This window comes from Paenibacillus sp. HB172176 (assembly GCF_011947265.1).
Lineage (GTDB): Bacteria > Bacillota > Bacilli > Paenibacillales > Paenibacillaceae > Pristimantibacillus.
In genome coordinates, this window is sequence record NZ_JAATHD010000005.1 from 268,724 (window position 1) to 292,946 (window position 24,223).

The 24,223-nt window shown below is 49.4% G+C and carries 20 protein-coding genes; 15 read left to right on the plus strand and 5 right to left on the minus strand.

Annotated elements, in window-relative coordinates:
- The first annotated feature begins 204 nt into the window (after positions 1–204).
- The 8 genes from HFP08_RS09945 (at position 205) to HFP08_RS09980 (ending at position 6,967) form a co-directional block, all read left to right on the plus strand.
- Positions 205–780 (plus strand): SiaB family protein kinase, encoded by a 576-nt coding sequence (locus HFP08_RS09945; RefSeq protein WP_168120434.1) that lies wholly within the window; start codon positions 205–207, stop codon positions 778–780.
- Entirely contained in the window at positions 777–1,169 is a 393-nt protein-coding gene (locus HFP08_RS09950; protein WP_168120435.1) for a DUF1987 domain-containing protein, read from the plus strand. Before HFP08_RS09945 ends, HFP08_RS09950 begins: the two co-directional genes overlap by 4 nt.
- Entirely contained in the window at positions 1,166–3,046 is a 1,881-nt protein-coding gene (locus tag HFP08_RS09955; RefSeq protein WP_168120436.1) for a SpoIIE family protein phosphatase, read from the plus strand. Before HFP08_RS09950 ends, HFP08_RS09955 begins: the two co-directional genes overlap by 4 nt.
- Positions 3,043–4,716, plus strand: coding sequence for a bifunctional diguanylate cyclase/phosphohydrolase (locus tag HFP08_RS09960; protein ID WP_168120437.1), 1,674 nt, complete (start codon positions 3,043–3,045; stop codon positions 4,714–4,716). Before HFP08_RS09955 ends, HFP08_RS09960 begins: the two co-directional genes overlap by 4 nt.
- Positions 4,717–4,752: 36 nt before the next feature.
- Positions 4,753–5,460, plus strand: a complete 708-nt coding sequence (locus HFP08_RS09965; protein ID WP_168120438.1) for a DNA alkylation repair protein — start codon at positions 4,753–4,755, stop codon at positions 5,458–5,460.
- 118 nt (positions 5,461–5,578) lie between these two features.
- A complete protein-coding gene (locus tag HFP08_RS09970; protein ID WP_168120439.1) occupies positions 5,579–6,082 on the plus strand; it encodes a hypothetical protein in 504 nt (167 codons plus the stop codon).
- A gap of 161 nt (positions 6,083–6,243) precedes the next feature.
- On the plus strand, positions 6,244–6,741 hold the full coding sequence (locus tag HFP08_RS09975; RefSeq protein WP_168120440.1) for a DUF2975 domain-containing protein: 498 nt from the start codon (positions 6,244–6,246) through the stop codon (positions 6,739–6,741).
- 10 nt (positions 6,742–6,751) lie between these two features.
- A complete protein-coding gene (locus tag HFP08_RS09980) occupies positions 6,752–6,967 on the plus strand; it encodes a helix-turn-helix domain-containing protein (protein ID WP_168120441.1) in 216 nt (71 codons plus the stop codon).
- Positions 6,968–7,167: 200 nt separating this feature from the next.
- Here the strand turns inward: HFP08_RS09980 and HFP08_RS09985 are convergent, their stop codons facing one another.
- Genes HFP08_RS09985 through HFP08_RS09995 form a run of 3 tightly spaced genes read right to left on the minus strand, consistent with a single transcriptional unit; the run spans position 7,168 to position 10,491 of the window.
- Positions 7,168–8,730, minus strand: coding sequence for an extracellular solute-binding protein (locus HFP08_RS09985; RefSeq protein ID WP_168120442.1), 1,563 nt, complete (start codon positions 8,728–8,730; stop codon positions 7,168–7,170).
- Positions 8,731–8,776: 46 nt separating this feature from the next.
- Complete coding sequence (locus tag HFP08_RS09990) at positions 8,777–9,637, minus strand: carbohydrate ABC transporter permease (protein WP_168120443.1); 861 nt, start codon at positions 9,635–9,637, stop codon at positions 8,777–8,779.
- On the minus strand, positions 9,631–10,491 hold the full coding sequence (locus HFP08_RS09995) for an ABC transporter permease (RefSeq protein ID WP_240941266.1): 861 nt from the start codon (positions 10,489–10,491) through the stop codon (positions 9,631–9,633). The genes HFP08_RS09990 and HFP08_RS09995 overlap by 7 nt, the downstream gene beginning before the upstream one ends.
- Positions 10,492–11,032: 541 nt before the next feature.
- Between HFP08_RS09995 and HFP08_RS10000 the strand changes: the two genes are divergently transcribed.
- The 3 genes from HFP08_RS10000 (at position 11,033) to HFP08_RS10010 (ending at position 14,091) form a co-directional block, all read left to right on the plus strand.
- Positions 11,033–12,034: a Gfo/Idh/MocA family protein gene (locus HFP08_RS10000; protein ID WP_240941253.1), complete on the plus strand. Its 1,002-nt coding sequence runs from the start codon at positions 11,033–11,035 to the stop codon at positions 12,032–12,034.
- Between the two features lie 90 nt (positions 12,035–12,124).
- Positions 12,125–13,033 carry a Gfo/Idh/MocA family protein gene (locus tag HFP08_RS10005; RefSeq protein ID WP_168120445.1) on the plus strand — a complete coding sequence of 303 codons (909 nt, stop codon included), beginning with the start codon at positions 12,125–12,127 and terminating at the stop codon, positions 13,031–13,033.
- Between the two features lie 56 nt (positions 13,034–13,089).
- Positions 13,090–14,091, plus strand: a complete 1,002-nt coding sequence (locus HFP08_RS10010; protein ID WP_168120446.1) for a Gfo/Idh/MocA family protein — start codon at positions 13,090–13,092, stop codon at positions 14,089–14,091.
- A gap of 203 nt (positions 14,092–14,294) precedes the next feature.
- On the opposite strand, the gene HFP08_RS10015 is transcribed toward HFP08_RS10010, so the two are convergent.
- Entirely contained in the window at positions 14,295–16,106 is a 1,812-nt protein-coding gene (locus HFP08_RS10015; RefSeq protein WP_168120447.1) for a cache domain-containing sensor histidine kinase, read from the minus strand.
- Positions 16,107–16,173: 67 nt separating this feature from the next.
- Entirely contained in the window at positions 16,174–17,763 is a 1,590-nt protein-coding gene (locus HFP08_RS10020; RefSeq protein WP_168120448.1) for a response regulator transcription factor, read from the minus strand.
- Positions 17,764–18,055: 292 nt separating this feature from the next.
- Here HFP08_RS10020 and HFP08_RS10025 point away from each other — a divergent pair, with 292 nt between their 5' ends.
- From HFP08_RS10025 to HFP08_RS10040, 4 genes are all read left to right on the plus strand, one after another.
- Complete coding sequence (locus tag HFP08_RS10025; protein ID WP_168120449.1) at positions 18,056–20,305, plus strand: helix-turn-helix domain-containing protein; 2,250 nt, start codon at positions 18,056–18,058, stop codon at positions 20,303–20,305.
- Positions 20,306–20,564: 259 nt separating this feature from the next.
- A complete protein-coding gene (locus HFP08_RS10030) occupies positions 20,565–21,473 on the plus strand; it encodes an ABC transporter permease (protein WP_168120450.1) in 909 nt (302 codons plus the stop codon).
- A gap of 12 nt (positions 21,474–21,485) precedes the next feature.
- Entirely contained in the window at positions 21,486–22,361 is an 876-nt protein-coding gene (locus HFP08_RS10035; RefSeq protein WP_168120451.1) for a carbohydrate ABC transporter permease, read from the plus strand.
- A 110-nt stretch (positions 22,362–22,471) separates the two neighbouring features.
- Entirely contained in the window at positions 22,472–24,163 is a 1,692-nt protein-coding gene (locus tag HFP08_RS10040; protein ID WP_168120452.1) for an extracellular solute-binding protein, read from the plus strand.
- Positions 24,164–24,223: the final 60 nt, after the last annotated feature.

Genomic DNA, 24,223 nt, shown 5'->3' on the forward strand with positions numbered 1-24,223 from the left:
CGTCCTCGCTGGGAAGGGGCGGTTAAATACATAACTCTTTGAGACGACCTTTCAAGGTCGTTTTTTTTTGCAGTTGACTTTCGACAGCGGTCGACGATTTATATACGGCAAATTGTGTCGAAAAGGGAGGAACAAGGGCGAGGGCGTCGAATATTAACTTGCTATACACTCTTGCATCTTAGGTGTCTATTCTGAGTTAAAGGAATGAGCGATCACATGATGATTGATGTGCTGGAAATTCAAGAAGCCTTGCGTTCTCGCGGCATCCTCATCTGCTTCTCCGGAAAGCTGACGCAAGCGCTAATCGCTGAATACGGAGAAGCAGTCAAATCGTATTTGGAAACGGAGGACCGTCCACAGAACGAAGTGTTTAATATATTCGCCTTGTTCATCGAACAAACGCAAAACATTAACAATTACAACGCAGCCAAATTCGAAAACCCGAACCACGACGTACTGCTGCATTCCAGCATTGTGACGATTGGCAAGACGGACGACGGCAGTTATACGGTTTGCTCGGGCAATTTGATCGAAAGCAATGACGCAGGAGGGCTGCATGCTTATATCAAGCCGTTGCTCCGGATGGATAAAACCGAGTTGAAGGCGCTGTATAAAGCGAAGATGAAGGAAGAACTGATGCCGGGAGCAACAAGTGCGGGTCTCGGCATGATCGATATGGCGCGCAAATCCTCCACGCCGCTGGAATACTCGATCGTGGAACGCGATAACGGGATGTCCTTCTTCACTTTGAAGGCTACGGTAAGAGGAGTGTCATCATGAAGCTGTTATATGTTGAAGGAACGAAGAGCACGCCGGAAGTGAGATTTGATCCGCAAGCCGGAACGCTTGCCATTACCGGACAATCCTATCCCGAGAACGCGTTCCAATTCTACGAGCCGGTCATGAATTGGATGGACGAATATCTGGATCAGATGAAGCGGGATACGGTCGTTTCGATCGAGCTGCAGCTTCCCTATATAAATACGAGCAGCACCAAGTGTTTCATGATTTTGTTGGAAAAGCTGGAGAACGCCTATGCTGCCGGGAAGGCTGTGGAGGTTCGCTGGTATTGCGACGCAGAGAATGAAGCGGAGCAAGAATGCGCGGAAGAATTCAAGGAAGATTTGCAATTGCCGTTTTCCATTTTGCCCAGAGGTACGGTAGCGTGAGCAAAGATGCGATAGAGCTGCCTGAATCGGGCGTCATTTTTGAAGTGAAGATGGACAGCGGGATTCGGAGGGTGATGCTTCTCGCGAGCACGCTAATCGCAGTGTCGATCATATTGCTCGGCTCGTGGGTGTACGGAATTACGGAGCGCGCAGCTCTCCATAAACTGAAAACGAGAGATTTGCAGACGCTTGCGAGTTCAATATCCGCGCAGGTGGATGGAAGAATCGATCGCGCCGTAGAAACTTCCCTGGCCTTGTCCCATGATCCAGCCGTTCTGGATTGGCTGGCGGGAAGAGAGCAGAATCAGGAATTGGCCCGCATGGTCAGCGGCAAGACCAGTTATATGCATGGGGAGCTTGGCTATGATGCAACTTTTATCGTTGGCGCCGCTACCCGCAACTATTGGGATTATGAGGGGAATCTTCTATCCGTTATCGACGAGAAGGATCCGGCGGATACCTGGTTCTTCGATACGCTCTCCGCCGCGAAAGAAGTGTCCATCAACTTTGACTACAACCCGGAGCTTGGAGGCACTTATGCATTCGTGAATGTGCTTGCCGGAAGAGAACTGTCCAAGCCGCTCGGCATAGTCGGCGTGGGCATGAAGCTGGACGAGCTGACGGAGGAATTCGCTTCCTATAAGGACGGACGCGGTATTAATCTCTGGCTGGTCAGCCGGAATGGCGATATTTATCTCTCCGATGATTGGGAGAATAACGGAAGGAACATCAGCGACGTGCTTCCGGAATCCGCCATTATTCAATTGGCCGAAGCGGATGTCTCGAATGATGAGCCGTTCATTCTTGATTATGATAGGCCGCATGACGGCAAGATGGATCTCATCGCCCAGCCTTTGCGTTCAACTGATTTTCGGCTTCTAGTCGAAGTAGAGAGAAGCGAAACGACTGGATTCCTGCAGACGATTCGCTGGAATACGGTGTTCGCCGCATTCATAACAATGCTCGCGGCGGTTGTCTTCTTCTTCTATGTTTCCCGCAGAATCGCGAATCCTTACAAGCGGGCGCTCGAATTAAATCGACGGTTGGAGGGAGTGGTCGAGCTTCGCACGAAGGAGCTGTCGGATCGGAATCGCGAAATGCTCGACAGCGTCAATTATGCGCGTTTGCTGCAGCAATCCGTTCTGCCGAAGCCGGATGAGCTGGCGAGATTGCTCGATGAACCTTTCGTCATTTGGCGGCCAAGAGATGTGGTGAGCGGCGATTTTTTCTGGATCAAGCACCTTGGCGATCGGACGCTTGTCGCGGTGGGGGATTGCACAGGCCACGGCGTTCCCGGCGCGTTTATGACGATGCTTGCTCTATCCACGCTGAATCGGATAGCAGAGAAGGATGACGGAATGAGTCCGGCGTCCCTATTGGAAGAGCTAAACCGGTTAATAAAGGAAACCTTGCATCATGAGGATGAGGAAGGCATAACGGATGACGGTTTGTCAATCGGTCTTTGCGCGGTTGATTCGTCGGGAGCCTTGGTGTTCGCGGGAGCCTCCTGCAGACTCTATCGATTGGAGGGGGAAGAGCTGCTATCCTGGAAGGGCGACCGCCAAGGCATCGGCTATCGGCGAACGCCAAGCGATTTCCGCTACACGGATCATGACCTGCCGGCAGGGAAAGCGAGATTCTATATGACTACAGACGGATTTACGGATCAGAATGGCGGGGATCGCGATTATCCTTACGGGAGGAAGAGGTTCGAAGAGCTCCTCCGATCCATAGGCCATCTGGATGAAATTGCGCAGCAAGAGAAGATGACTGAATCGCTTGAAGCCTATATGCGGGGAGAACGGCAACGCGACGACATTACGGTGCTCTCCTTCCGAGCTCTCGGCAATGGCGAGAGGACGGGGGAATCCCAATGACGAAGCAGGAAGAGCAATACGCCGTCTATGAGCATGAGCTTAACGTGCTGTCCCGGAGCAGACTGGAGCTGCGGCGACCCGCTGCGTCGAGCGACAGCATACGCGCGGAATACGAGAGATTGATGGATGAATACGAGAAGCTGATGAAATGGTCCAAGAAAATAGCCGCCATCAGCGATGTGCAAGCCACGATGCTTCGTCGCAGAGAGCGTGATATTAAGAACCTGCTCGATCATGCGAACCAAGGCTTTCTGACCTTTGGACCTCGATTGAGCGTTAATCCGCAGTTCAGCAAGGAATGCGAGCGAATATTCGGAAGAAGCGTCTTCGGTCTTTCCATTGTAGATCTGCTATTTCCGTCGAAGGAAGAAGATCAGTCCGTATTCTGCGAGCTTCTCCGACAGGCGATGCGAACGGATACATCAATGGAAGAAGCGCGCTTGCTGTTAACGGAAATGCCGGAGAACGCGTTAATCGGAGAAAAGTACGTCACGCTCGAATACCGGCCGATTGTCGATGATATGTCCCAGGAACGGTTAGTGCTGCTAATTATTACGGATATATCGGAGCAAGCGGCTTCGCAGGAGCGAATACGCGATTTGAGCTACCGAGACCAGCTGACTTCGCTGAATAACCGGCAATATATGGAGCCGATTCTTGACCAGCCTCCTTCGTCGGAATCACTTCCGGTAAGTATGATGGTCATCGATTTGAACGGCTTGAAATTGGCCAATGATATGTTCGGTCATCGCGAAGGAGACAGACTGCTTGCAAGAGGCGCCGAGCTGCTGCGAGCCGTGTTTGGAGACGACCAGGCGGCGACGCTGGCGCGTTGGGGCGGAGACGAATTCGTCGTCTTGCTGCCCCGGACAGACTTGGAGGACTGCAACCTGGCAGTAACCCGGCTCAAGTCGGAATGCGAGCGGTCGGCTATCGATCCGGTGAAGGTGTCTATGGCGATCGGCGCCGCGACGCTCACCCATGGCGATGAACCGTTAATGTCGGCTTTCGCAGCTGCCGAGAAGCAGATGTACAAGAATAAGCTGCTGGATAACAGGAAGGTTCGCGTCGATATGATGAACAATGTCACGACGGCGCTGATTGCCCGCGGCGTCGAGGCGAGCGGCCACCAACAGCGTTTGCATGATCAGACGAGCCGTTTCGCGTCCCGAATCGGTCTAAGGAAGGATTCGCCCGACATGCAGCTGCTGGAATCGCTCATTCGCATGCATGATATTGGCTATTTGGCCCTGCCGTCCGACTTGCTGCTGAAGTCAGAATCCTTAACCGAGGAGGAGTGGGAGCTCGTCAAGAGCCATAGTGAGATCGGCTACCGAATGGCGTCCTCCATTGGCGAATGGGCGCTTGCTGAAGCGATTCGAGGCATGCATGAGAGCTGGGACGGCAGCGGATATCCCTACGGGCTGTCAGCGGAGCAAATTCCTTATGCTTCCCGATTGCTGGCTATAATAGATGCGTACGATGTGATGACGCATGATCAGTCCTACAAGCGCGCGGTATCGCCCGAGATAGCGCTCGGCGAGATTGAAGCGCAGGCCGGACGGCAATTCGATCCGGAGCTTGCTGAGGCATGGATGGCGTTTGTTCGGGAGACGGATGAAAGCATAATGAACGATTACGGTCATGCCGTGACGAAGCGAGCCGATTAGAAAGCGAAAGAAAGAAATTTGAAGGGAAGGATAGACATGAATCTGGAGATGGTAATGGCCGAACTGGAATCGCTGGGCAAGGAGCGAACCAAGAAAATCTATATGTCGGGCGGCGCTCGCGAGCCTCTGTTCGGCGTGGCAACGGGCGCAATGAAGCCTATCTTCAAAAAAACGAAGATCAATCAAGAGCTGGCCGAGCAACTGTATGCAACCGGAAATTATGACGCCATGTACTTCGCAGGCATTATTGCGGATCCGAAGGCGATGACGGCGGCGGATTTCGAACGCTGGATTGACGGAGCTTATTTCTATATGCTGTCAGACTACGTAGTTGCCGTCACTCTCGCAGAAGCGGATATCGCGCAAGAGGTGGCGGACAAATGGATCCAAAGCGGCGATGAGCTGCGAATGTCGGCGGGCTGGAGCTGCTACTGCTGGCTTCTGGGGAATCGCCCGGACGCTGAATTCTCCGCGCCCAAGCTTGCCCGGATGCTGGAAACCGCGAAGCATACGATTCACGATGCTCCCGAAAGAACGAAATACGCAATGAATCAGTTCATCTACACCGTTGCAGTGTCCTATGTTCCCTTGCATGAACTAGCGGTTGAGACCGCTCATGCGGCAGGTCCGGTGGAGGTGAAGAAGGGCGAGAAGAAACAAACCTTTCTCCGCGCCTCGGAAACCATTCAGAAGGCAGTGGAAAAGGGCCAGATCGGCTTTAAACGCAAGCATGTGAGATGTTAAAGCTAATGAAGGTAATTCTTCTGATTCAATGACCAAGCTCAGCCCTAATTTTCGCAGCTCCTGCGAATCTTATATAATAGAGTTGCAGCTTAGTCTAATCAGAAGGGAATGAGGGATCATGGATCAACTTATCATATCTGAAGAGGATATGGTGCTGGAAACGGAAGAGTTCTCGAAGGTGTATCCGATTTTAATGAATGAAATTGACCATATTGAACGTGTTAGAGGCAAGCTGAACGACTTTCAACTGATGCTGGCAATATCGAGGGCCAAGGATTCCATGGCCATTCTAAGCTGGGACCGACGCCAGACTGTGAATGCGATTCTGGAGAAATACGCGCAATTGTACCGCGAGTCAGGCAGAGAAGCGGCGGATGCCTGGGTAGACGAAACCTTCGGCTTTATCTTGAGATTAAGCGAGGATGAAGAGGCCGAGGCTGATTCGCTCGTTCCCCGCAATGCGGAGATGGCTGCCAAGGAACTGGAGGATGCCCGCGAATCGGAGGCGTCCAGCCGCATCGCGCGAAGAAAGCAGGAAATTTCCGGTCTCATCACCGTCAAAGAAACCGAGCTTCTGCAGCTGTATAGGGAATTTTACAAGCTTTCCAAGTATACGACATGATATAATGCGGGTCAGGTATCGCCGCGGACATTAAAATGCATTGGTAATCCATCTCAAGCCTGCCCATTGGGCGGGTTTTTCGTTTTTCAATCAAAATATATTGCAAAACGATAAATGTTATGATATCGTCTTAATGAAAATATTGAGGTGAGGTGCATGTTATGGAAAGCGGACGAGAATCGCGGGGCAGCACATTCTTTCTGAAGGCCGTTGTCTATTTGATTGGTTTGGCGGTGCTTGCCTTATGCGTTTTTGCGGTGCCGGGAATCGCGAACTATATGAAGGAATTGTATCCGGAGCACGGTTATTTGAAATATCTCGTATTTATTGACTTTTACGCGACGGCGGTGCCATTCTACCTCGCACTCTATCAAGCGCTGAGGCTGCTTGGCTGCATCGACAAGAGCTTAGCCTTCTCGGAGCTGTCGGTCAGCGCGCTGAAGAAGATTAAGTGGTGCGCGATTGCGGTAAGCGCTTTGTACGTGCTCGGCTTGCCGCTTTTCTATCTTATGGGGGAGAAGGACGACGCTCCGGGCGTTATCGTCATTGGGTTGGTTATTATATTCGCATCCATGGTCATTGCGGTGTTCGCTGCCGTGCTGCAGAAGCTGCTCAGGAATGCCATCGATATAAAATCAGAAAACGACTTGACGGTCTGAGGTGAATAACATGGCAATTATCATTAATATAGACGTAATGCTGGCGAAACGGAAAATGAGCGTAACCCAGCTTTCGGAGCAGGTTGGCATTACGATGGCCAACCTCTCTATCTTGAAGAACGGGAAAGCGAAGGCGATTCGCTTGTCTACGCTGGAAGCGATTTGCAAGGCGCTGGATTGTCAGCCTGGCGATGTGCTGGAGTATAGGGCAGAGGAAGAGGTCTAGCAGTAGCAGCCTTGAACATAGAGCATACGCAGGGGACGCGAGACTCTCGCGTCCTCTTTCGCATGCGCAGATAGATCAATTGTACAACTGTAACGGACAAATTCGGTTCTTAGACGCATGATTTCAAATGTTCAGAAAGCTGGAACTAAGGCTGCGAAAAGTCTGTTACGCGCCAGAGTAAGTCCCTTACGAAGCTCGGATCAGCCTTTTCCGAAGCCAAGCTCGTTCAGGCTTCTCTCACCCGTCTCGACAAACTGCTTATAATTCATCGATTGCTCCAGCGTCTTCAGGAAATCATCGTATTGGGACAACGGGCGCTTGTCGAAGAGGAATTTCGCAAGCTCTTCTTCGATATACCTTGTCGCGTCCGCGGAATTGTAGCCTTCCGGATTGTCGACAAAGCCGTTCAAGGTATGGATGCGCGGCTGGGCATTGGCGAATTCGATTTCTTTGACCTGATTCGGGAATTTGGTCATAAGATAGTCCATTTCGGGTCTGCCTGTGAATTGATAGAGCCAGGAATAGCCCATTTCGCTAATCTTATCCGTCGGCACTGTCTTGCCGCCTTCGATATTATAATGAACGCCCTCCACTCCGAATTGCACCAGCATGGAGCCGCCCTCCGGATCAGAGATGTAGTTCAGCAGATCGAATACGCGCTGCAGCTTCTCCGGATCCTTCTCGAGTGATTTCGGAATTGCGTATCGTCCCGGCGAGTTGCCGATATCCCAGGAGCCGTCGAATTGTCCGCCAGGTCCGGTCAGTGCTTCCATCTGCACCCATTCCGCATTCGGATTTACCGTCTTGATTTGCTCCACGAACTGTTCCTTCGTCAGGTTCGGCCAATCGATATAGATAATGCCGGCTTGGCCTTTGATCGCTTTCTCTTGATGCTGCAGGCCCGTGTTGACCAGAATTTCCGGATCGACGGAGCCGGTCTTGATCATCGACTGAATGAAGGACAGAGCGTCGCGGAACGCCGGATCGTAGAGCGAATTGACGATTTTGCCGTCCTTCTCGTAAAATTCTCCAGGCTGGGCAACGCCATATGAGCCGAAGACAGGAGCGAATGCGCCAAGCTTGCCGCCGGTCAGTCCGATCGTATCCTTCTTGCCGTTGCCGTCCGGATCGTCATTCGTGAACGCCTCGGCCACCTTAGCAAGCTCTTCCGGCGTAGTCGGCACCTCCAGGCCAAGCTTGTCGAGCCAATCCTTGCGAATCCAATACGTATTATATGGAATTTGCGGTGATTTCGAGAGCGCGTACAGCTTACCGTCCACCATGCCCTTCTTCAGGCTGTCTTCGCCGGTGAAGCTCTCCACCTGCTTCAATTGATCAAGATAAGGCGTCAAATCCAGCAGCAAGCCTTGTTGCGCGAATTGCACGAGCTGCTGGCGGCTGACCGAGAATAGATCGGGGAAGTTGCCGGAAGCCATGCGCACGTTCAACTGGTTCGTATAATCATCGCCGGAAGGATAGACGGTAAGGCCGATGTCGGCGTTCAGCGCTTTATCCAGCTCCTGCTTGATCACGTCTTTGTCCGGCGTAGGCAGATTATTGCCCGTCTCGATAATTTCAAGCTTTACCTTCTTCTTGCTTGGAGCGTCCGTGCTTGAGGCATTGGTTTGCGCAGGAGCGTTCGTGCTGTTGTTCTTGCCGTTTCCGTTGTCGCCGTTATTGCCGTTGCCGCTCGAGCAGCCTGCAAGCAGACTTGCCGTGAGCAGGACCGCCATCAAGCTCATACGCTTTTTTTTGTTAAACATGGATTCATCCCCTTTTTGAATTTCGAATATATGGAGCTACTGACAACTAACCCTTAATGGATCCAAGAAGCATGCCTTTCGTGAAATGCTTCTGAATAAACGGATAGACGATAATGACCGGCAGACAAGCGAGGATAACCGATGCCATCTGCATCGTCTGCGTCGGCGTAATGTTCTCCGCATTCTCGAGCGGCTGCTGGCTTTGCATTAATATTTCCCGAACGATGACCTGCAGCGGGAACAGCGTGCGATCCGTCACATAGAAGATCGCTTGAAAAAATTCGTTCCAATGCCCGACGAGATAAAATAATCCGACAGTGAGCAGAACCGGCATGGACAATGGCACAACGATTTGAAGCAAAATGCGAAACTCCTTCGCTCCGTCCATTCTCGCCGACTCAAACAATTCCTCCGGCATGCCTTCGAAGAAGCTTTTCATGATGAGCAGATTAAAGCTCCAGATTGCGTTCGGCAGGATCATCGCCCAGAGCGAATCGAGCAGTCCGACCGACTTGACGATCAGGTAGGTCGGAATGAGGCCGCCGCTGAACAGCAAGGTGAATACGACCATGAACAGGAAGAAGGATCTTCCGGGCAGCTGCTTCCGGCTTAGCGGGTAGGCCATCAACGCCGTCAGGGCGAGATTGACCGCGGTTCCGACGACAGTAATGAATACGGTTACACGGAACGCCTGAGGAATGTTCGATTCCGTCAGCAGCTTATGATAGGCTGTGAACGTTATCTCTCTCGGAATAAGGATGAAGCCTCCGTTGCGCAGCACCTCTCCAAACGGGGTTAGTGAGACGGACAGCACGTAGAGCAAAGGGAATACCGCGATCGCTCCGCAGAGAACAAGGATGACCACGATTAGGCCGTCGAATACTTTGTCCGTTTTGCTCGTTACCATATGCCTTCCCCCCATCTGTTCGCGATTTTGTTGGCTCCCAGCACCAGCACCAGCCCGATGACGGACTTGAAGAGGCCGACCGCCGAAGCGAGACTGAAATTGAGCTGCTGAAGTCCTGTGCGGTACACCCACGTATCAAGAATATCTGCGACCGGGTAGACCTGAACATTGTAGAGAATGTAGATCTGATCGAAGCCGGCGTCAAGCAGATGTCCCAGCTTCAGGATGAACATCAGCACAATGACGGACCTGATGCCCGGCAGCGTAATATGCCAGATCATGCGCAAACGTCCTGCTCCGTCAACACGAGCCGCCTCGTACAGGGTTGGGTCTATGCCCGCGATGGCCGCGAGATAGATGATGGCTCCCCAACCGAGGTTTTGCCACACCTCCGAGCTGACCAGAATGCTTCGGAAATAGTCGGTCGAAGTAAGAAACGGGATGGAGTCTCCACCGGATTCGACGATCCATCGATTCACCCAGCCGCCGTTCTGTGACAGCAGCGCAATCAGAATGCCGAAGATAATGACCCAGGACAGGAAATGGGGCATGTAGGTCAGCGTTTGCACGAGGGAACGAAGCCATTTGATCCGGCATTCGTTCAGCAGAAGTGCGAACAGAATCGGCGGAATGGTTCCCCATACCAGCTTATAGACGCTGATAAGCAGCGTATTGGTCAAGAGCTGGTTGAAGTAGGGAGAGTGATAGAAGCCTTCGAAATGCTTGTACCAGGGATTCGCCCACGGACTGCTCGTGATGCCGTCGAGAATGGCGTAATCCTTGAATGCGATCAGGACGCCATACATCGGGAAATAGCGGAATACGATGAAGTAAAGGATTCCCGGAAGCAGCATCAGATAGAACGCCCGATGCTTGAAGATCTTTTTGGCAACTGGGCCGATTTGCGCGGTCCGCGAGACCGCTGCTGCAGATTCTGGTTGATGTCCAAGCGAACCGTCCATGCGATCACCTCTTTCTTGAATGCGTTTTCAATTGCTTGTTGCTAGTATAAGAAATTCGCATGAAGGCCATCTATACACAAAAGCCGCAATAGTGTATCAATTTCGTGGAAACACTTTTATCGGAGCTTATTTGATGCTCAATACGATTATGAACGGGTTGTCCAGGAGCAGACAGGAGAAATTTATCATGACTCCGCTATCCTTTATTAAGGCTGCTTGCTTCCTGATAACGGCATGGAACAGCCCAGGATGAGGTTATGGAAGCAGTAAGCCAGTGTTTATAATAGGATAAAAGATTTTAGGCAAGGAAGAAAGTAGCGCAAAGAATTAGGCTTTTCTTTAATTAAAGACTTTAAATAGACTTTTCTTTTGAAATTCAAGGCATTAATCTAGATATATAAACCGGTAGTTTCAAGAATGGAGTGTGTAACGATTGAATTTTTCTATCATCGGGTGTCAGCACGCGCATATTGGCATTTTCATGAAGGAGATGCTTGAGCTCGGGCATCATTGCGCCGGGATTTATGAAGAGGAAAATATTGCATTGGCGGAAAGTTTGGCAAACCATTATCAGGTTCCGATGATTCATGACCGTGAGCTTCTGCTGGATGAATCTATTGCAGTTGTAGGCTGTGCATCCATTAATATTGAGAAAATCGATGTGATAGAGCTTTGTGAACAGAGAGGCAAGCATGTCATGATCGATAAACCGGTTGTGACGAATCAAGCGGATTTTGAGAGGCTGAAGGCTGTTGCGCAAAGAGCGTCAATTCAGATCGGCATGCTGCTGACTGAGCGGTATCGTGCTTCAATTATGACCTTAAAGCAGATGATCGATGCTGGTGAATTAGGCGACATCGTGCATATCGGCATGAGAAAGCCGCATCGCTTAACTGCGCAGAACAGGCCCCAATGGCATTTTGACAAAAAACAAAACGGCGGTATTGCGATTGATTTGTTCATCCATGACTTTGATCTGCTCAGATGGTTAACCGGTCAAGAGGTAATAGCCATAAACGGTTATATGGCTAAAAACATTTTGCCGGAATATCCAACCTTCTATGATGTTGCCAGCATGAATGTTTGCATGGGCAATAACATTATGGCAAATCTTTACGCAGACTGGTATAACCCTGAGATGAGCTGGACTTGGGGAGATTGCAGAATTTTTGTAACAGGAACCAAAGGCATGGCGGAGATCAGGCTTGAAGGCGATCCGTTTGTCTCCAAGGAAGAGTGTCTGCTTAAGGTTACACATGAGCAGGAAATAAAGCGGGTTGTTCTTGAACAGCCATCGGCGACAGTAACGGAGGACTTCCTGAATCGAATCCAAGGTCATCCTTCTTTTGTGACAATGGGAGATATCATGGCGGCCACGGAAGCGACGCTTACGGCAGATCGCAACGCATTAATCGTTAATAAGTTCACATCGTAATGCGAGATTCATTCTTTTCATCTGGAGTTCATTAAAAGACTATAAAAAGACATTTCTTTAATTTATTAAACATATTTAGGAGGAACTCTTATGAACACAAAACATTTGAACATTGGCATGATTGGTCTGGATACTTCGCATTGCGAGGCTTTTACCAAATTATTGAATGATTCATCACATCCTTATCATGTAGAAGGAGGAAGGGTGATCTCCGCTTATCCGGGGGGCTCAGAGGATTTTGAATTAAGCATTAATCGAGTTGACCAAATTACAGATACTTTAAAAGAGCAATATGGCATTATCATACGAGATTCAATTCGTGCTGTTGCGGAAGAGAGTGATGCCATTCTGCTAACCTCGGTCGATGGACGGGTACATCTGGAGCAATTCGAGAACATCGTGAGTCTTGGAAAACCCGTTTTTATAGACAAACCATTCGCAGTTCGGAGCGACCATGCACGCAAGATGTTCGAGCTTGCTGAGAAGCATCAAACTCCGTTGATGAGTGCATCTTCTCTCCGTTTCTCTGTCGAATTGGATGAAGCTTTAGCGGATGCGGAGGAAGGTTCAATTATTGGTGTAGACAGCTTTGGCCCTATGAATATTCAGGAAACGCAAGGCGGCTTATTCTGGTATGGCATTCATTCTGCAGAAATGCTTTTCCGGGCAATGGGCAAAGGCTGCGTAGAGGTGCAAGCCACTACGAATGAAGCTTATGAGATGGTGGTAGGCGTATGGGAAGATGGAAGAATTGGCACTCTACGCGGTAATCGTAAGGGCAATTCGCTGTTCGGGGTTACCATCCACAGAGAGGGAGGAACGCAGTTCGTTAACGCTAGCAAGCATCCGAAGCCGAACTATGCAGGACTGCTCGAATGCGCCATTCCATTCTTCCAAAACGGCGAGGCCAGCATTAATCCGCAGGAAACGATTGAGATTATTCGATTCCTCGAAGCGGCGAATGAAAGCCGCGAAACCGGAAAAGCTGTGAAGCTGTAGAGCTTGCCTGCACTGGTTCAGAGATACAAATAAATCATGAGCAAGGAGAAACGGAAATGTTTAAAAAAGCTCGCTTTGGAGTTTTAGGCTGCGGTAATATATCCAAAATTCATATTCAAGGCATTATGAATACAGAGGAAGCTGAATTGGCTGCCGTCTGTGATACAAATAAAGAAAACTTAAAGGAGTATGTCGAAACCTATGGTGTGCGGGCCTTCAATGATTATTCGGAGATGCTCAAACAGGATGATATCGATGTCATTTGTATATGTACGCCAAGCGGCTTGCATCCCCTGCAGACGATTATGGCAGCGGAAGCGAAGAAGCATGTCATCTGTGAAAAACCGCTGTCGTTCGATGTATCGGATATCGATCGAATGATTGAAAGCTGTAAGGATAATGGTGTATTGCTTGCTGCTATTTTCCCTTGGAGAATGTCCCCGGTTATGCAATACGTGAAATGCTTTATCGATGAAGGCGGATTAGGCAAGTTAAGTCTGTGCTCCGCGCATATCAAGCCTTTCCGCGCTCAAGAATATTATGACAGCGCAAGTTGGAGAGGCACCTGGGCCATGGATGGCGGCGGTGTGCTAATGAACCAGGGGATTCATACCATTGATTTGCTTCAGTGGTTTGCCGGCCCTGCTGCTTCCCTCTATGCCAAATGCGACAATGTTCTGCGCGACATCGAGGTGGAGGATACGGCAGTGACTGTGCTCCATTTCAAGAATGGAGCGATGGGCGTCATCGAAGCTTCTACGACTGCTTATAAGACACCGGATACTCTTCATTTGCACGGGGAAAAGGGGACAATCGTGCTTACTGCAGGGGAGATCACAAATCTTAGTCTAATCGATCAAGAAGAAGTTGAGATTCCTGCATTTGAACCATTTAATGTCATTCCCGACGGACATCGCATGCAGATTCGTAATATGGCGCTTGCTGTATTGGAAGGCATGCCAATTGAAGTCACAGGGGAAGACGGGAGGCATGGACTGGAGATTATACTCGGAACCTACGAATCTGAGCGAACGAAGCAGGAAGTGCAATTGACATGAACCAGGGTCCTGCTTTTTAGGCTCTTTATATCGCGGCTGTTCCAAACGTCATCATTGACAGGGGGCAGCCGTCTTTTATTCGCAGAAGATACTCAGGAGCTCCAGGCCCTCTTTTGAAGCTTGCGCTTATCGCTATATCTTTGTTTGCAGCCGAACACCAATAAGAAAGAAGAAAGAAGAAAGGCTGCATACTCGCTAATTAATTAATTTCGTGGAAACGTCAATCTTACGATTGTTCCTGTGCCCTGGAGACTGCGGATGCGCAACCCGTAACGATCGCCGTAATGAATGCGGATGCGGTCATGGACATTCTGAAGGCCGATGCCGGTAAAGCTGTAGCGACCTGAAGAGGAAGCGTTTTTAGTTTCCTCGCCGTTTTCCGGTTCAGGATTTGAATCATCTTCTTGCTCGGAATTGCTTCTTACTATTTTTGCTTTGTAGGGAGCCATGCCGACGCCGTCGTCCCTCACGTACAATCTGACGATGCCCTTGTCCATCGAACCTCTTACGCAGATCGTTCCGCCCTCCTTGGGAGCAATGCCGTGGAACAGCGCATTTTCGACGAGCGGCTGCAACGACAGCTTCAGCATCTTCTGATCGAGCAAGGCAGGGTCGACTTCGACGCGATAACGATAGCTTCCGCCATAACGTATTTGCTGAATATGCATATACATCGAGAGTCCGTCCAGCTCCTCCTGCAGCGTTACATATTCCGAATGCTTGTCGAAGCTGAACGAAAGCAGACGAATCAAGGCGCGGATCGTTTCGCGCACCTCGTCAATGCGCTGCTGTCTGGCGAGCGAGCTGACGCAGGCCAGCGTATTATACAAGAAATGGGGAGAAATTTGGCTGCGAAGCATCTTCAACTCGAATTCCTTCTTCCGCTCCTCGGCCAGTCGCGTCTTCTGCAGAAGCTGCTGAATGCGCTCAAGCATCGCACGATAGCTTCGGGACAACCTGCCAATCTCATCCTTGCGGTCCTCGAATAGTCTTGGGATAACCTCTACGTTCTCCACCATATCCATCTTGTGCACCAGTCTTCGGATGGGGCGCGTGAGCAGACGGCTGAGCATGAAGGCGCTAATGAGCAAGACGATTGTCCAGACCAGCGTCGCTACGCGAAAGCTTGTATTGAGCTGATGCAGGCTCTGATAGAGATAATCCTCTTCGATAAAAGCGATCAGCGACCAGCCAAGGCGGTTGGTCGAGGTCTTCACGGCCATTAGCTTCTCGCTTCTGCCCTTGATTTCACTTGTTCCTGTCTGAAGCTCCATTAGCGAGGAGCGGAAATCATCCGTAAGAATGGGCGGATAGACTCCGGCCTGGGTCGGCAGCAGTTTGTCGCCGGATTCAAGCCGGTTAATCATATTGCCGTCTCTGGTCAGAATCGCGAAGGACTGATAAATCATCGGCGATATGCTTGTCGTCAAGAAGTCCAGATTCACCTCGGCTACAACGACGCCGGGGTATTGCCCCGCCCCGTTCTTGCCTTCGCCTGACATGGGCAGCACATAGGCCAGCGTGCGTCCCGACAAGGGGGACACATAGGGCTCGCTGACGTTCAGCGCTCCGTAATTATCGAGCGCAAGCTCATATAGACGAGGAAGCTCGGGATTGCCAAGAATGTCGTAATAGACCTGGGAGCTGGATATGACGCTGCCGTCGCTGCGGATCATATAGAGCGTTCTTGCTATGGAGGAGCTTTTGCTTGCATACTGGCGAAGCGTGTCGATTGCGAGTTGCTCGTTCTCAGGCTTCAGCAGATCCAGACGGTTTTCCAGCAGCAATACGATATTCTCGATGTTGTCCAGGCTGGCATCGATGAATTGATTGGTTCGGGCCGCGAGCAGCTCGGCGTCACCCGTCTTCTGCGAGCGCAGCACATGCTCCGCTTTCCCGAGATTCATCCAGGCCAGGAGCAGGAACAGCCCAAGCGTGACGAAGAACAAGAACAGGAAATGCTTGGTGGCAATGCTTGAATGTCGGATTCGATTGAATATCGACTCTCTTTCCATGAGGAGATCAGTCCTTCCTTCCGGTATCACGCTTACAGTGAGTGTTCGTATCTCTTACTCTTATAGATCAACGCTTGAATGATGTGGGAGACACTCCCGTCCAATTGCGGAACATGACGGAGAAATAACGATAGCTCGGAATTCCGACCTCCGCAGCGATTTCGTACACACGCTTATTGGTATGAGTCAGCAGTTCGATCGCTTTCTCCATGCGAAGCCGCGTCATATAATGGTTCATCGACTCGCCCGTCTCCTCCTTGAACAGACGGCTTATATAGTGGGGGCTTAGGCCGACATGTTCCGCTACGTGGGACAGGGAGAATGGGGAGCCGAGATTCGCGTTCATCCATTGAATCGCTTCCTTGATTTCGAGCCTCATACGCGGGAGATCCTCGTCATTCATAATAGCCTTGGAGAGCGCTTCGCACAGATCGTCCAGCGTGCGCGCGGCAATAAGCTTCAAGGCGTCTCCCGGTTCGGAGGCGGCGGCATTAAGGCCGCTCTGATAGGCAAGCAGCCATTGCAGTGCCCATTCCTTTAATTGACGCGGCTTGATGCGTCTATCCAGGCACCATTTCCGAAAGCCTCCATTGATTGCATCAGCCAATAGTTCGCCTTCATCTGTTGCCGGCGCGCGCAGCAGCTCTCCCGCTTCGAGCGACATTCTCTTCGACAGCTCGTTAAGAGGAAGCAAGTGTCCGGCAGTAATGGTCGACAGCTTGCTCCAATCATAGAAGAACGCTTCTTCCCAAGCGGAGAGAGCTTTCAACTCAAAAACGCCGGCATTCGGCTCGAATGTCGCGCCCAGCATCGCCTTGACGAAGCTTCCTTTCTCCTCTTTGCTTTCCGGCAGGAGCTGCAATCGCCACTGTTCCATAATCTCTCCAAGCTTGGCAGCTAATTCGCGTTCCCCCATTGATTCAAGCTCGGCAAAGAGCAGCACGCAGCGGCCAGGACCAGTCATGGCCCATGCGGCTAATCCGGCCTCTGCCTCCAATCTTGCGAGAGCTACGCGCAGCGAATGCGGCAGCGACGTCGCATCCTCGCCCGGAAGCTCATCATCCCCTTCCTGATCGGAAATCTCCGACCATAGGAGCTGGCCCATTCGATAAAGCTTTGCCTCCCCCGGAAAGATCGTCTCATTCTCTTCGAATAAGGAACTCGCGGCTCCGTTCAGCAGGCGATGCAGCCGATTAGCCAGGAGGAAGCGGCTTCGTTCCTTCTCCGTCAGCAAACGTTCCCGGTCGCGGCTTATCGCTTGGCGCGCTTTGCCCAGCGCCTGCTCGAGCTCCGTATCGTCCAGCGTTGCCTTCAGCAGATATTCCAGCGCTCCGAGTCGCAGCGCCTCGCGGGCATAATGAAATTCATGATGGCAGGTCAGCAGTATGATCTGGGTCGCAGGAAGCGCGGAACGAAGCTGCCGCACGAGCTCGAGCCCGTCCATGATGGGCATTGTTATATCGGTTACGACAATGTCGGGCTGCAGACGCTTGCATCGTTGAAAAGCTTGTTCGCCGTTTGCGGCTTCGCCCACCAATGTCATATTCCATCTCTCCCAAGGAAAAGAGCGCAGCTCGTCGAGCAAAGGCAGTTCGTCGTCGACGACAAACACAGTTAAGTTCATCGGAAAAGGTGTCGCTTTCAAGGACATTTCCATAATAGGCAATACCTCCTGTTGGACTATGAATTTCAATCTCGGGTAAGCGGTTGCAACAATGCCGCCGAATTCCCACTCAAGGCGGCCTTGGTAATCGTATATTATAACATTGCGATAAACCTTCGAATATACAGCAGATGGTGGAAACTGTTCGAATTTCGTAAGAGAGTCGTCGAATCAAATCAGGTTTATCCATTAATTATTGGATACCGCTTCTTTTCTCTAGGTGTGAGTTAGTTATGATATAGTAGCACCATAACTATACTACTTAACTTGCCAGGGGAGCTATCCTATGAACAAAAGCTGGTTTTATCGCACGCTTCTTTCGTATTTGCCCATATTTTTCATGACCACTTCAATCCTCATACTCCTGGCCTTTCTGGCGATGAATCAGATGAATCGCAGCGCGATTACGAAGTCGAATGAAATATCTGCCAGACAGACGGCTGCGATGTTTGACAATACCTTGCACGCCATTGACCGCTTAATGCTAAAAGAAATCGAACATTCGGAGGCGATAGCAAGGTTCTTCGATATCAGTTATCGTTCCGATTCATATCTCTCCGTATTCGGAGCCTCCGAGATGATCAGTTCGATGATTGCCAATGAATCTATTATTGATTCCATTTATTTCTATCGAAATGCCGATCGAGCTGTGCTGACGCCGAAGGGCGTGCTTAAATTCGATCAATTCGGAGACAATCCATTTGTCTCGCAAGTGCTGAATGAAGAGATTCTAACTTACAAATGGACGGGAATTAGAAGTTTTCAGGAATTTATAGACGACGGTGAAAGGAGGCAGGTCGTCAGCCTTGTCAGAAAAGTGCCTTTGCTTAGTGGAAGCGACGGGTTAATCGTAACTAATGTAAGCGTGGATTCTCTTAATCGATTGGTTAAGGAAATGAGCTATGCCCAATTCGGTTTCATTTATGTGTATGATCAAAGCGACCAATTGCTAATCCGATATTCGGAGGAGCTCGACAGCCTGGAAGAGTCCCGTTTGGATTCAAGCGGGACTCCGTTAAGTCGTTTCCGGTCGAGCTATACAGGATGGGAGTTTAGGAGCGGAATCCAAACGGAATCATGGCTGAATTGGATGTATTCGCTTTCTTCATTTTGGATCCTGTTCGGTATATTGACCGTGATCGCGGGCTTCGTATGGATAATCGCGGCAACCAGGCGCAATTATAAACCGATTGAATCCATTTTGGGACGTATACATTCGTTTTCGCAGATAAATATGAAAACGCTCCTGGATCGAGGGGAAGATGATGAGCTTAAATTCATCGAAAGCTCTGTAGAAAGTTTAATGGAACAGACGACCAAGTACCAAAAACTGCATGAAGACGATTTGATTTTCAGAAGACGGTATTTCTTTCAAGAAGTAATGGAAGGAGCGCGTTCTATTACGGACATGGAGTGGAAAAACCAGTCCGGGGAGTTAGGGTTGGCGCATGAATTTATTCAAATGGCCGTTTTTGTTGTGGAAATTGACAAGTATGCTGAATTCTGCGAAATCTATTCGAACAAAGACCAGTATCTGTTGAAATTCGTTGTAAGCAGCGTCGTGAACGAAGTGACCGAGCAACGGGAATGCCATGCATGGAGGGAATGGATTGCCCATGATCAGCTTGGGGTACTTGTTCTATTCCAGCAGGATGTTAAAGATGGGTATAATTCCGCGACGGATCTATGCCGATTTTTAAAACATTGGGTAGAAGAGAACTTGAATTTCACCGTCACAATCGGAATTGGTTCGAATGTGCTGCAAATTGCCGATCTTCCCATTTCCTTTGATGAGGCCATTGACGTTCTTCGCTTCAAATCCTCGCTTGGAAGCAACAAAGTACTGCTGCACGAGGAATTAAGCCGGAAGCCGAGAGGAGAAGCTTACTCATGCTTGAAGCTAATCGATTCAATTGTGCAAGCGTTTAGTGCTGGAGATGCGTGGGAAGACAAGTTCGACGAATGGTTTCACGCGTTGGAAGCCAAAATGTATTCTTTCGAGGAAATCGTTAATCAAATGAACTACATGATGTACGGCTTTGATCGGAAATTCCAGCGGCTTTCGACTGAATACATTGAATTGTGGAAAGAGGCTTTGCCTTCCTTGGAGCACAATATTGGCAAGATTGAAAGCATTACGGTCTTGAAAAAACAATGCGTGGAAATATTGAGGAAGCTTGCGGAGCAGATGGAAGGATTAAGAGGGGAACGAACAAATTACAGCATGATTATGGAGGTCAAGCAATGTTTGGAGCGAGAATACAGCAATTCGGAGCTTTCGCTCAATCAAATAAGCGATCGGTTCAGCCTTCATCCTTCTTATCTGAGCAGAATCTTTAAGGAGGAGACGGGTGAGAATTTCATCGAATGCTTGCTGAATATCCGGATGGAGCACGCCAGAAGGCTGTTGAAGGAAAGCGAACTGTCAATTCAAGGCGTGGCTAATAAAGTTGGATATTTGCGTTCCATCTCGTTTATTAGAGTATTCAAGAAGGTCAACGGCATGACGCCGGGCGATTACCGCAAAGAAAGCTGAGATATAAGTTAGAGAGCAGCGGCGCCCTTTTTTTCCTTTGAAGGCGAGTCAAGCAATCAATCAAAGCACATCAATCAGAAATGGTTTACTTCCTATCAGCCCGCTGGCGGCAACCCTCTTAATGGTTGCCGCCAGCGGCTTTTTGTATGTCAATCAAAAGCGGTTTACGGGGTAAATTCATGGTTATTGCCGCGAGATTTGATCTCCAGTACAGTGAATGTAGCTTCAGAACACATTCCATGATTACAAGAGGTGAACCATGTCAACCCTAAGCGCACGAAGAAAATTCAAGCAAAATGTTCCATTGTTTATGATGCTCATCCCTGTCTTGGCGTTTTATATTATTTTCAAATATTTGCCTATGGCCGGATTAGTTATCGCTTTCAAAAATTATAATTTTACAGACGGTATCCTTCACAGCCCATGGACGGGCTTTGATTATTTCGAATGGATATTCACGAACTCGCAAACGCTGGCCATTATTCGCAACACCCTGATACTTAGTCTATTGACAGTCGTTGTGAGCTTCCCATTTCCAATTCTACTTGCCATTCTGTTAAATGAAGCAAGAAAGATGTGGTTCAAGCGGGCCGTGCAAACCCTGGTTTATTTGCCCCACTTTTTCTCATGGGTCATTGTCGGCGGAATTATCGTGACGATCTTCTCCCAGCAGTCCGGTGTCATTAATCATGCATTCGAAGGATGGCGCGGCGAACCTTTTCCTTTTCTCTATGACGAAACAGCATGGATTGCCATCTTTCTCGGATCGGGGGTGTGGAAGGAGGCCGGCTTCAGCGCGATTATCTATTTGGCCGCATTGAGTACAATCGATACCAGTTTGTATGAGGCTTCCAGTCTGGACGGCGCAGGGAAGTTCAGGCAAATTTGGCATATCACATTACCAGGCATCCGATCGACAATCATCTTATTGTTGATTCTCTCCATGGGGCAAGTCATGGAGGTTGGCTTTGATAAAGTGTTTGTGCTCCAGAATAACGCGGTGGCGAATGTCTCCGAAGTTATTAGCACCTATATCTACAAGACGGGATTGCAGTCCGGACAATTCAGTCTGGCCTCGGCAATCGGCTTCTTCGAATCCTTTGTAGGCTTGGTGTTGATTGTAACGGCCAATCGAATTGCCCGGCGCTTTGATCAACAACTATGGTAAGGGGGTTAAGTGTTGAAAACGACTGTCAGTGAAAAAATGTTTTATGGTTTCAATTATGCCATATTGACGATCGCGGCGTTATCCTGCTTGTTGCCGCTGCTTCATATTATTGCGTTGTCGCTTAGCGATTCGCATTCGATTATGTCCGGTTTCGTATCGCTATGGCCAATGAATCCAACGGTGGAGTCTTATACTTTGATGCTTGAAGGAACTCGTGTTGTAGAAGGCTTCAAGAACAGCGTGACGATTACGATTGTGGGGAGCTTCCTCAGCATGTCCTTTACGATTATGGCCGCTTACCCGCTTTCGAGGGTGTATTGTTATGCGCGAAGCCAATTGACATTCTTCATTGTGTTCACCATGCTATTTAACGGCGGCATCATCCCTATGTTTCTGGTGCTTAAAGCGCTTGGGTTGATCAACTCTTACGGGGCGATCTGGCTGCCGGGCTTGATCAGCACCTTTAATATGCTGGTTATGCGGACCTTCTTTCAAAATATACCGGATGAGCTCGATGATGCCGCGCGCATAGACGGCTGCGGCGAATGGCGCTTGCTGTTAAGCATCTATTTGCCATTGTCAAAGCCTGTACTCGCAACGCTTACGTTATTCTACGCCGTAGGCTTCTGGAATGCATTTATGAATGTGCTCATTTTCATCAATGACACCAAGCTGCAAAATTTAACCGTTATCGTGCAACAAATGGTGCAAAATCAATCGTTGCTGCAAGAGATGATCAGTCTTCAGCCGGAGGATATCGCATCGGTTACGCCGGAGGGCATTAAGGCGGCTGGCATTATGGTTATGATCGTGCCTATGCTAATCGTCTATCCATTCCTGCAGAAATACTTTGTCAAAGGCGTGCTGATCGGTTCGGTCAAAGGATAGCGCGCAAGGCCCTAAGGGAGGTGGTGCCAGAGAATAATCGGTAAGATAGATATGTAGCGACAGGATTAGGGAGAACATGATTGCAAAGATGATAAATTGGGAGGTTGAACATGGACGGAAGATGGAAAAAGACAGTGTCCATTTTGGGGATAGCTATGGTGAGTGCGATTGTTGTTCTTGCGGGTTGCTCGAATGACAATTCAAACGGAAGCGCTCCCACAAATGAAGAGAACAACAGCGGAGCCAATGGTCAGCAGGAAGAACAGACAAAGCATGAAATTTCGGTATCCATTTATGATCGCGGCAATGTTCCCTCTGAAGAAGGGACGATTGAGGACAATCGCTGGACGGAATGGCTTGTCGAGAACAGCGGTATCGATGCGTCATTCGTTGCCATTCCGCGCAGCAATCCCGCAGAGAAATTGAATACATTGTTTGCTTCCGGCAGTGCGCCGGATGTAATTTTTGAATTTAACGCGACAATTCGGAATCAATTGTACAATCAGAAGCAACTGATGCCGCTAGACGATTTAATTGAGCAGAACAGCTCAGAATACAAGGAATTCCTTAATAAATACCCAATTATCAGAAAGTTGACAGCGAAGTCGGACGGACAAATGTATGAGTTCGGAAGAATTTCGGGTTTGAATCCTAATGTTGTGTTAATGGTTCGAGAGGACTGGCTGGAAAAATTAAATCTGGATGCACCGGAAACAACCGATCAGTTTTTTGAGATCGCGAGAGCGTTTACCGAGGATGATCCTGACGGAAATGGAGTAGGGGATACATTCGGAATGGCGCTTAGCTTTGCCAGCGGTATGGCTGTGGATCAAATGTTCGGCTCTTATCATGAAGCAACCGGCGATTCTACATGGGTGATCGAGAACGACAAATTGGTCCGACAATGGGACAGAATTCAAGCAGCGATGGCTTTTGAGAAAAAATTGTACGAGGCAGGCATAGTCGATAAAGATTTTATCGCCGACAAAAATGGAGATAAATCAAAACAAGACTTTATTACAGGAAAGCTGGGCATGATCGGGATGGCCGGAGGATCCGGAGCTGCCGGTCTGCAGGCATATGAGTCGCTTAAACAAAACGATCCCGACGCGAAGGTCATCATTATACCTTTGCCCGAAAGTGAATTTGGAAGCTTTACTGCCAATGTGACGCCTCCCGTACAGACAACGGGAATCGTAAATGCTCGTGCGGAGGATCCTGTCGGCGTTATGAAGTATGTGGACTTTTTGGTTAAGCAGGATACGCAAAAAACACTTGCTTACGGATTCCAAGGCACGCATTGGAGTCAGGGAACGAACGGCTGCCCGAAGGCGATTGATGAAGCAAAGAATAAACAGGAGCTGTCATGGAACATTGATTTTTCGATGCTGTCATCTCCAGGTCTTGATGCATGCTCTTCCTTCAAGAATAGTCTGAATCCGACCGATCCGCTAGAACAAGAGTTTATTGGGTTGATTGATGCCGCGGAGGAAGCCTATATTTCGCCTGATCGCCCGATTCCGCTGTTTACGCATCAGGTTTATTTCCCGGCGATGCCAGAGGATATCGATCAAATTCGTAAAAGCGCAGAGCCCAATATGTTTGGCAACATTTACACCAAAGCTGTAATTGGCGGATCAAAGTACAGCGTTGAGCAAGCCATGCAGGATATGCAAACCGCTTGGAAACAGGCGGGAGGAGAGAAAGTGGACGAATGGTTCGACAACTGGTACCAGGAAAATAAGGAGACTGCCGTGTTGACCAAAGATATCTATGAATTGAATGAAGCGCTGAAACAATAGGCTGCGGCAGGCGAGAGGAAGTTACAGATTAGATTCACTAGTAACTTCCTCCCATCGTTT

What these genes read in the sequence shown, in the direction of transcription:
- HFP08_RS09945 (WP_168120434.1), top strand. Translation starts at nt 205, where the DNA reads ATGAGCGATCACATGATGATTGATGTGCTGGAAATTCAAGAAGCCTTG.
- HFP08_RS09950 (WP_168120435.1), top strand. Translation starts at nt 777, where the DNA reads ATGAAGCTGTTATATGTTGAAGGAACGAAGAGCACGCCGGAAGTGAGA.
- HFP08_RS09960 (WP_168120437.1), top strand. Translation starts at nt 3,043, where the DNA reads ATGACGAAGCAGGAAGAGCAATACGCCGTCTATGAGCATGAGCTTAAC.
- HFP08_RS09965 (WP_168120438.1), top strand. Translation starts at nt 4,753, where the DNA reads ATGAATCTGGAGATGGTAATGGCCGAACTGGAATCGCTGGGCAAGGAG.
- HFP08_RS09970 (WP_168120439.1), top strand. Translation starts at nt 5,579, where the DNA reads ATGGATCAACTTATCATATCTGAAGAGGATATGGTGCTGGAAACGGAA.
- HFP08_RS09975 (WP_168120440.1), top strand. Translation starts at nt 6,244, where the DNA reads ATGGAAAGCGGACGAGAATCGCGGGGCAGCACATTCTTTCTGAAGGCC.
- HFP08_RS09980 (WP_168120441.1), top strand. Translation starts at nt 6,752, where the DNA reads ATGGCAATTATCATTAATATAGACGTAATGCTGGCGAAACGGAAAATG.
- HFP08_RS09985 (WP_168120442.1), bottom strand. Translation starts at nt 8,730, where the DNA reads ATGTTTAACAAAAAAAAGCGTATGAGCTTGATGGCGGTCCTGCTCACG.
- HFP08_RS09990 (WP_168120443.1), bottom strand. Translation starts at nt 9,637, where the DNA reads ATGGTAACGAGCAAAACGGACAAAGTATTCGACGGCCTAATCGTGGTC.
- HFP08_RS09995 (WP_240941266.1), bottom strand. Translation starts at nt 10,491, where the DNA reads ATGCTGCTTCCGGGAATCCTTTACTTCATCGTATTCCGCTATTTCCCG.
- HFP08_RS10005 (WP_168120445.1), top strand. Translation starts at nt 12,125, where the DNA reads ATGAACACAAAACATTTGAACATTGGCATGATTGGTCTGGATACTTCG.
- HFP08_RS10010 (WP_168120446.1), top strand. Translation starts at nt 13,090, where the DNA reads ATGTTTAAAAAAGCTCGCTTTGGAGTTTTAGGCTGCGGTAATATATCC.
- HFP08_RS10015 (WP_168120447.1), bottom strand. Translation starts at nt 16,106, where the DNA reads ATGGAAAGAGAGTCGATATTCAATCGAATCCGACATTCAAGCATTGCC.
- HFP08_RS10020 (WP_168120448.1), bottom strand. Translation starts at nt 17,763, where the DNA reads ATGGAAATGTCCTTGAAAGCGACACCTTTTCCGATGAACTTAACTGTG.
- HFP08_RS10025 (WP_168120449.1), top strand. Translation starts at nt 18,056, where the DNA reads ATGAACAAAAGCTGGTTTTATCGCACGCTTCTTTCGTATTTGCCCATA.
- HFP08_RS10030 (WP_168120450.1), top strand. Translation starts at nt 20,565, where the DNA reads ATGTCAACCCTAAGCGCACGAAGAAAATTCAAGCAAAATGTTCCATTG.
- HFP08_RS10040 (WP_168120452.1), top strand. Translation starts at nt 22,472, where the DNA reads ATGGACGGAAGATGGAAAAAGACAGTGTCCATTTTGGGGATAGCTATG.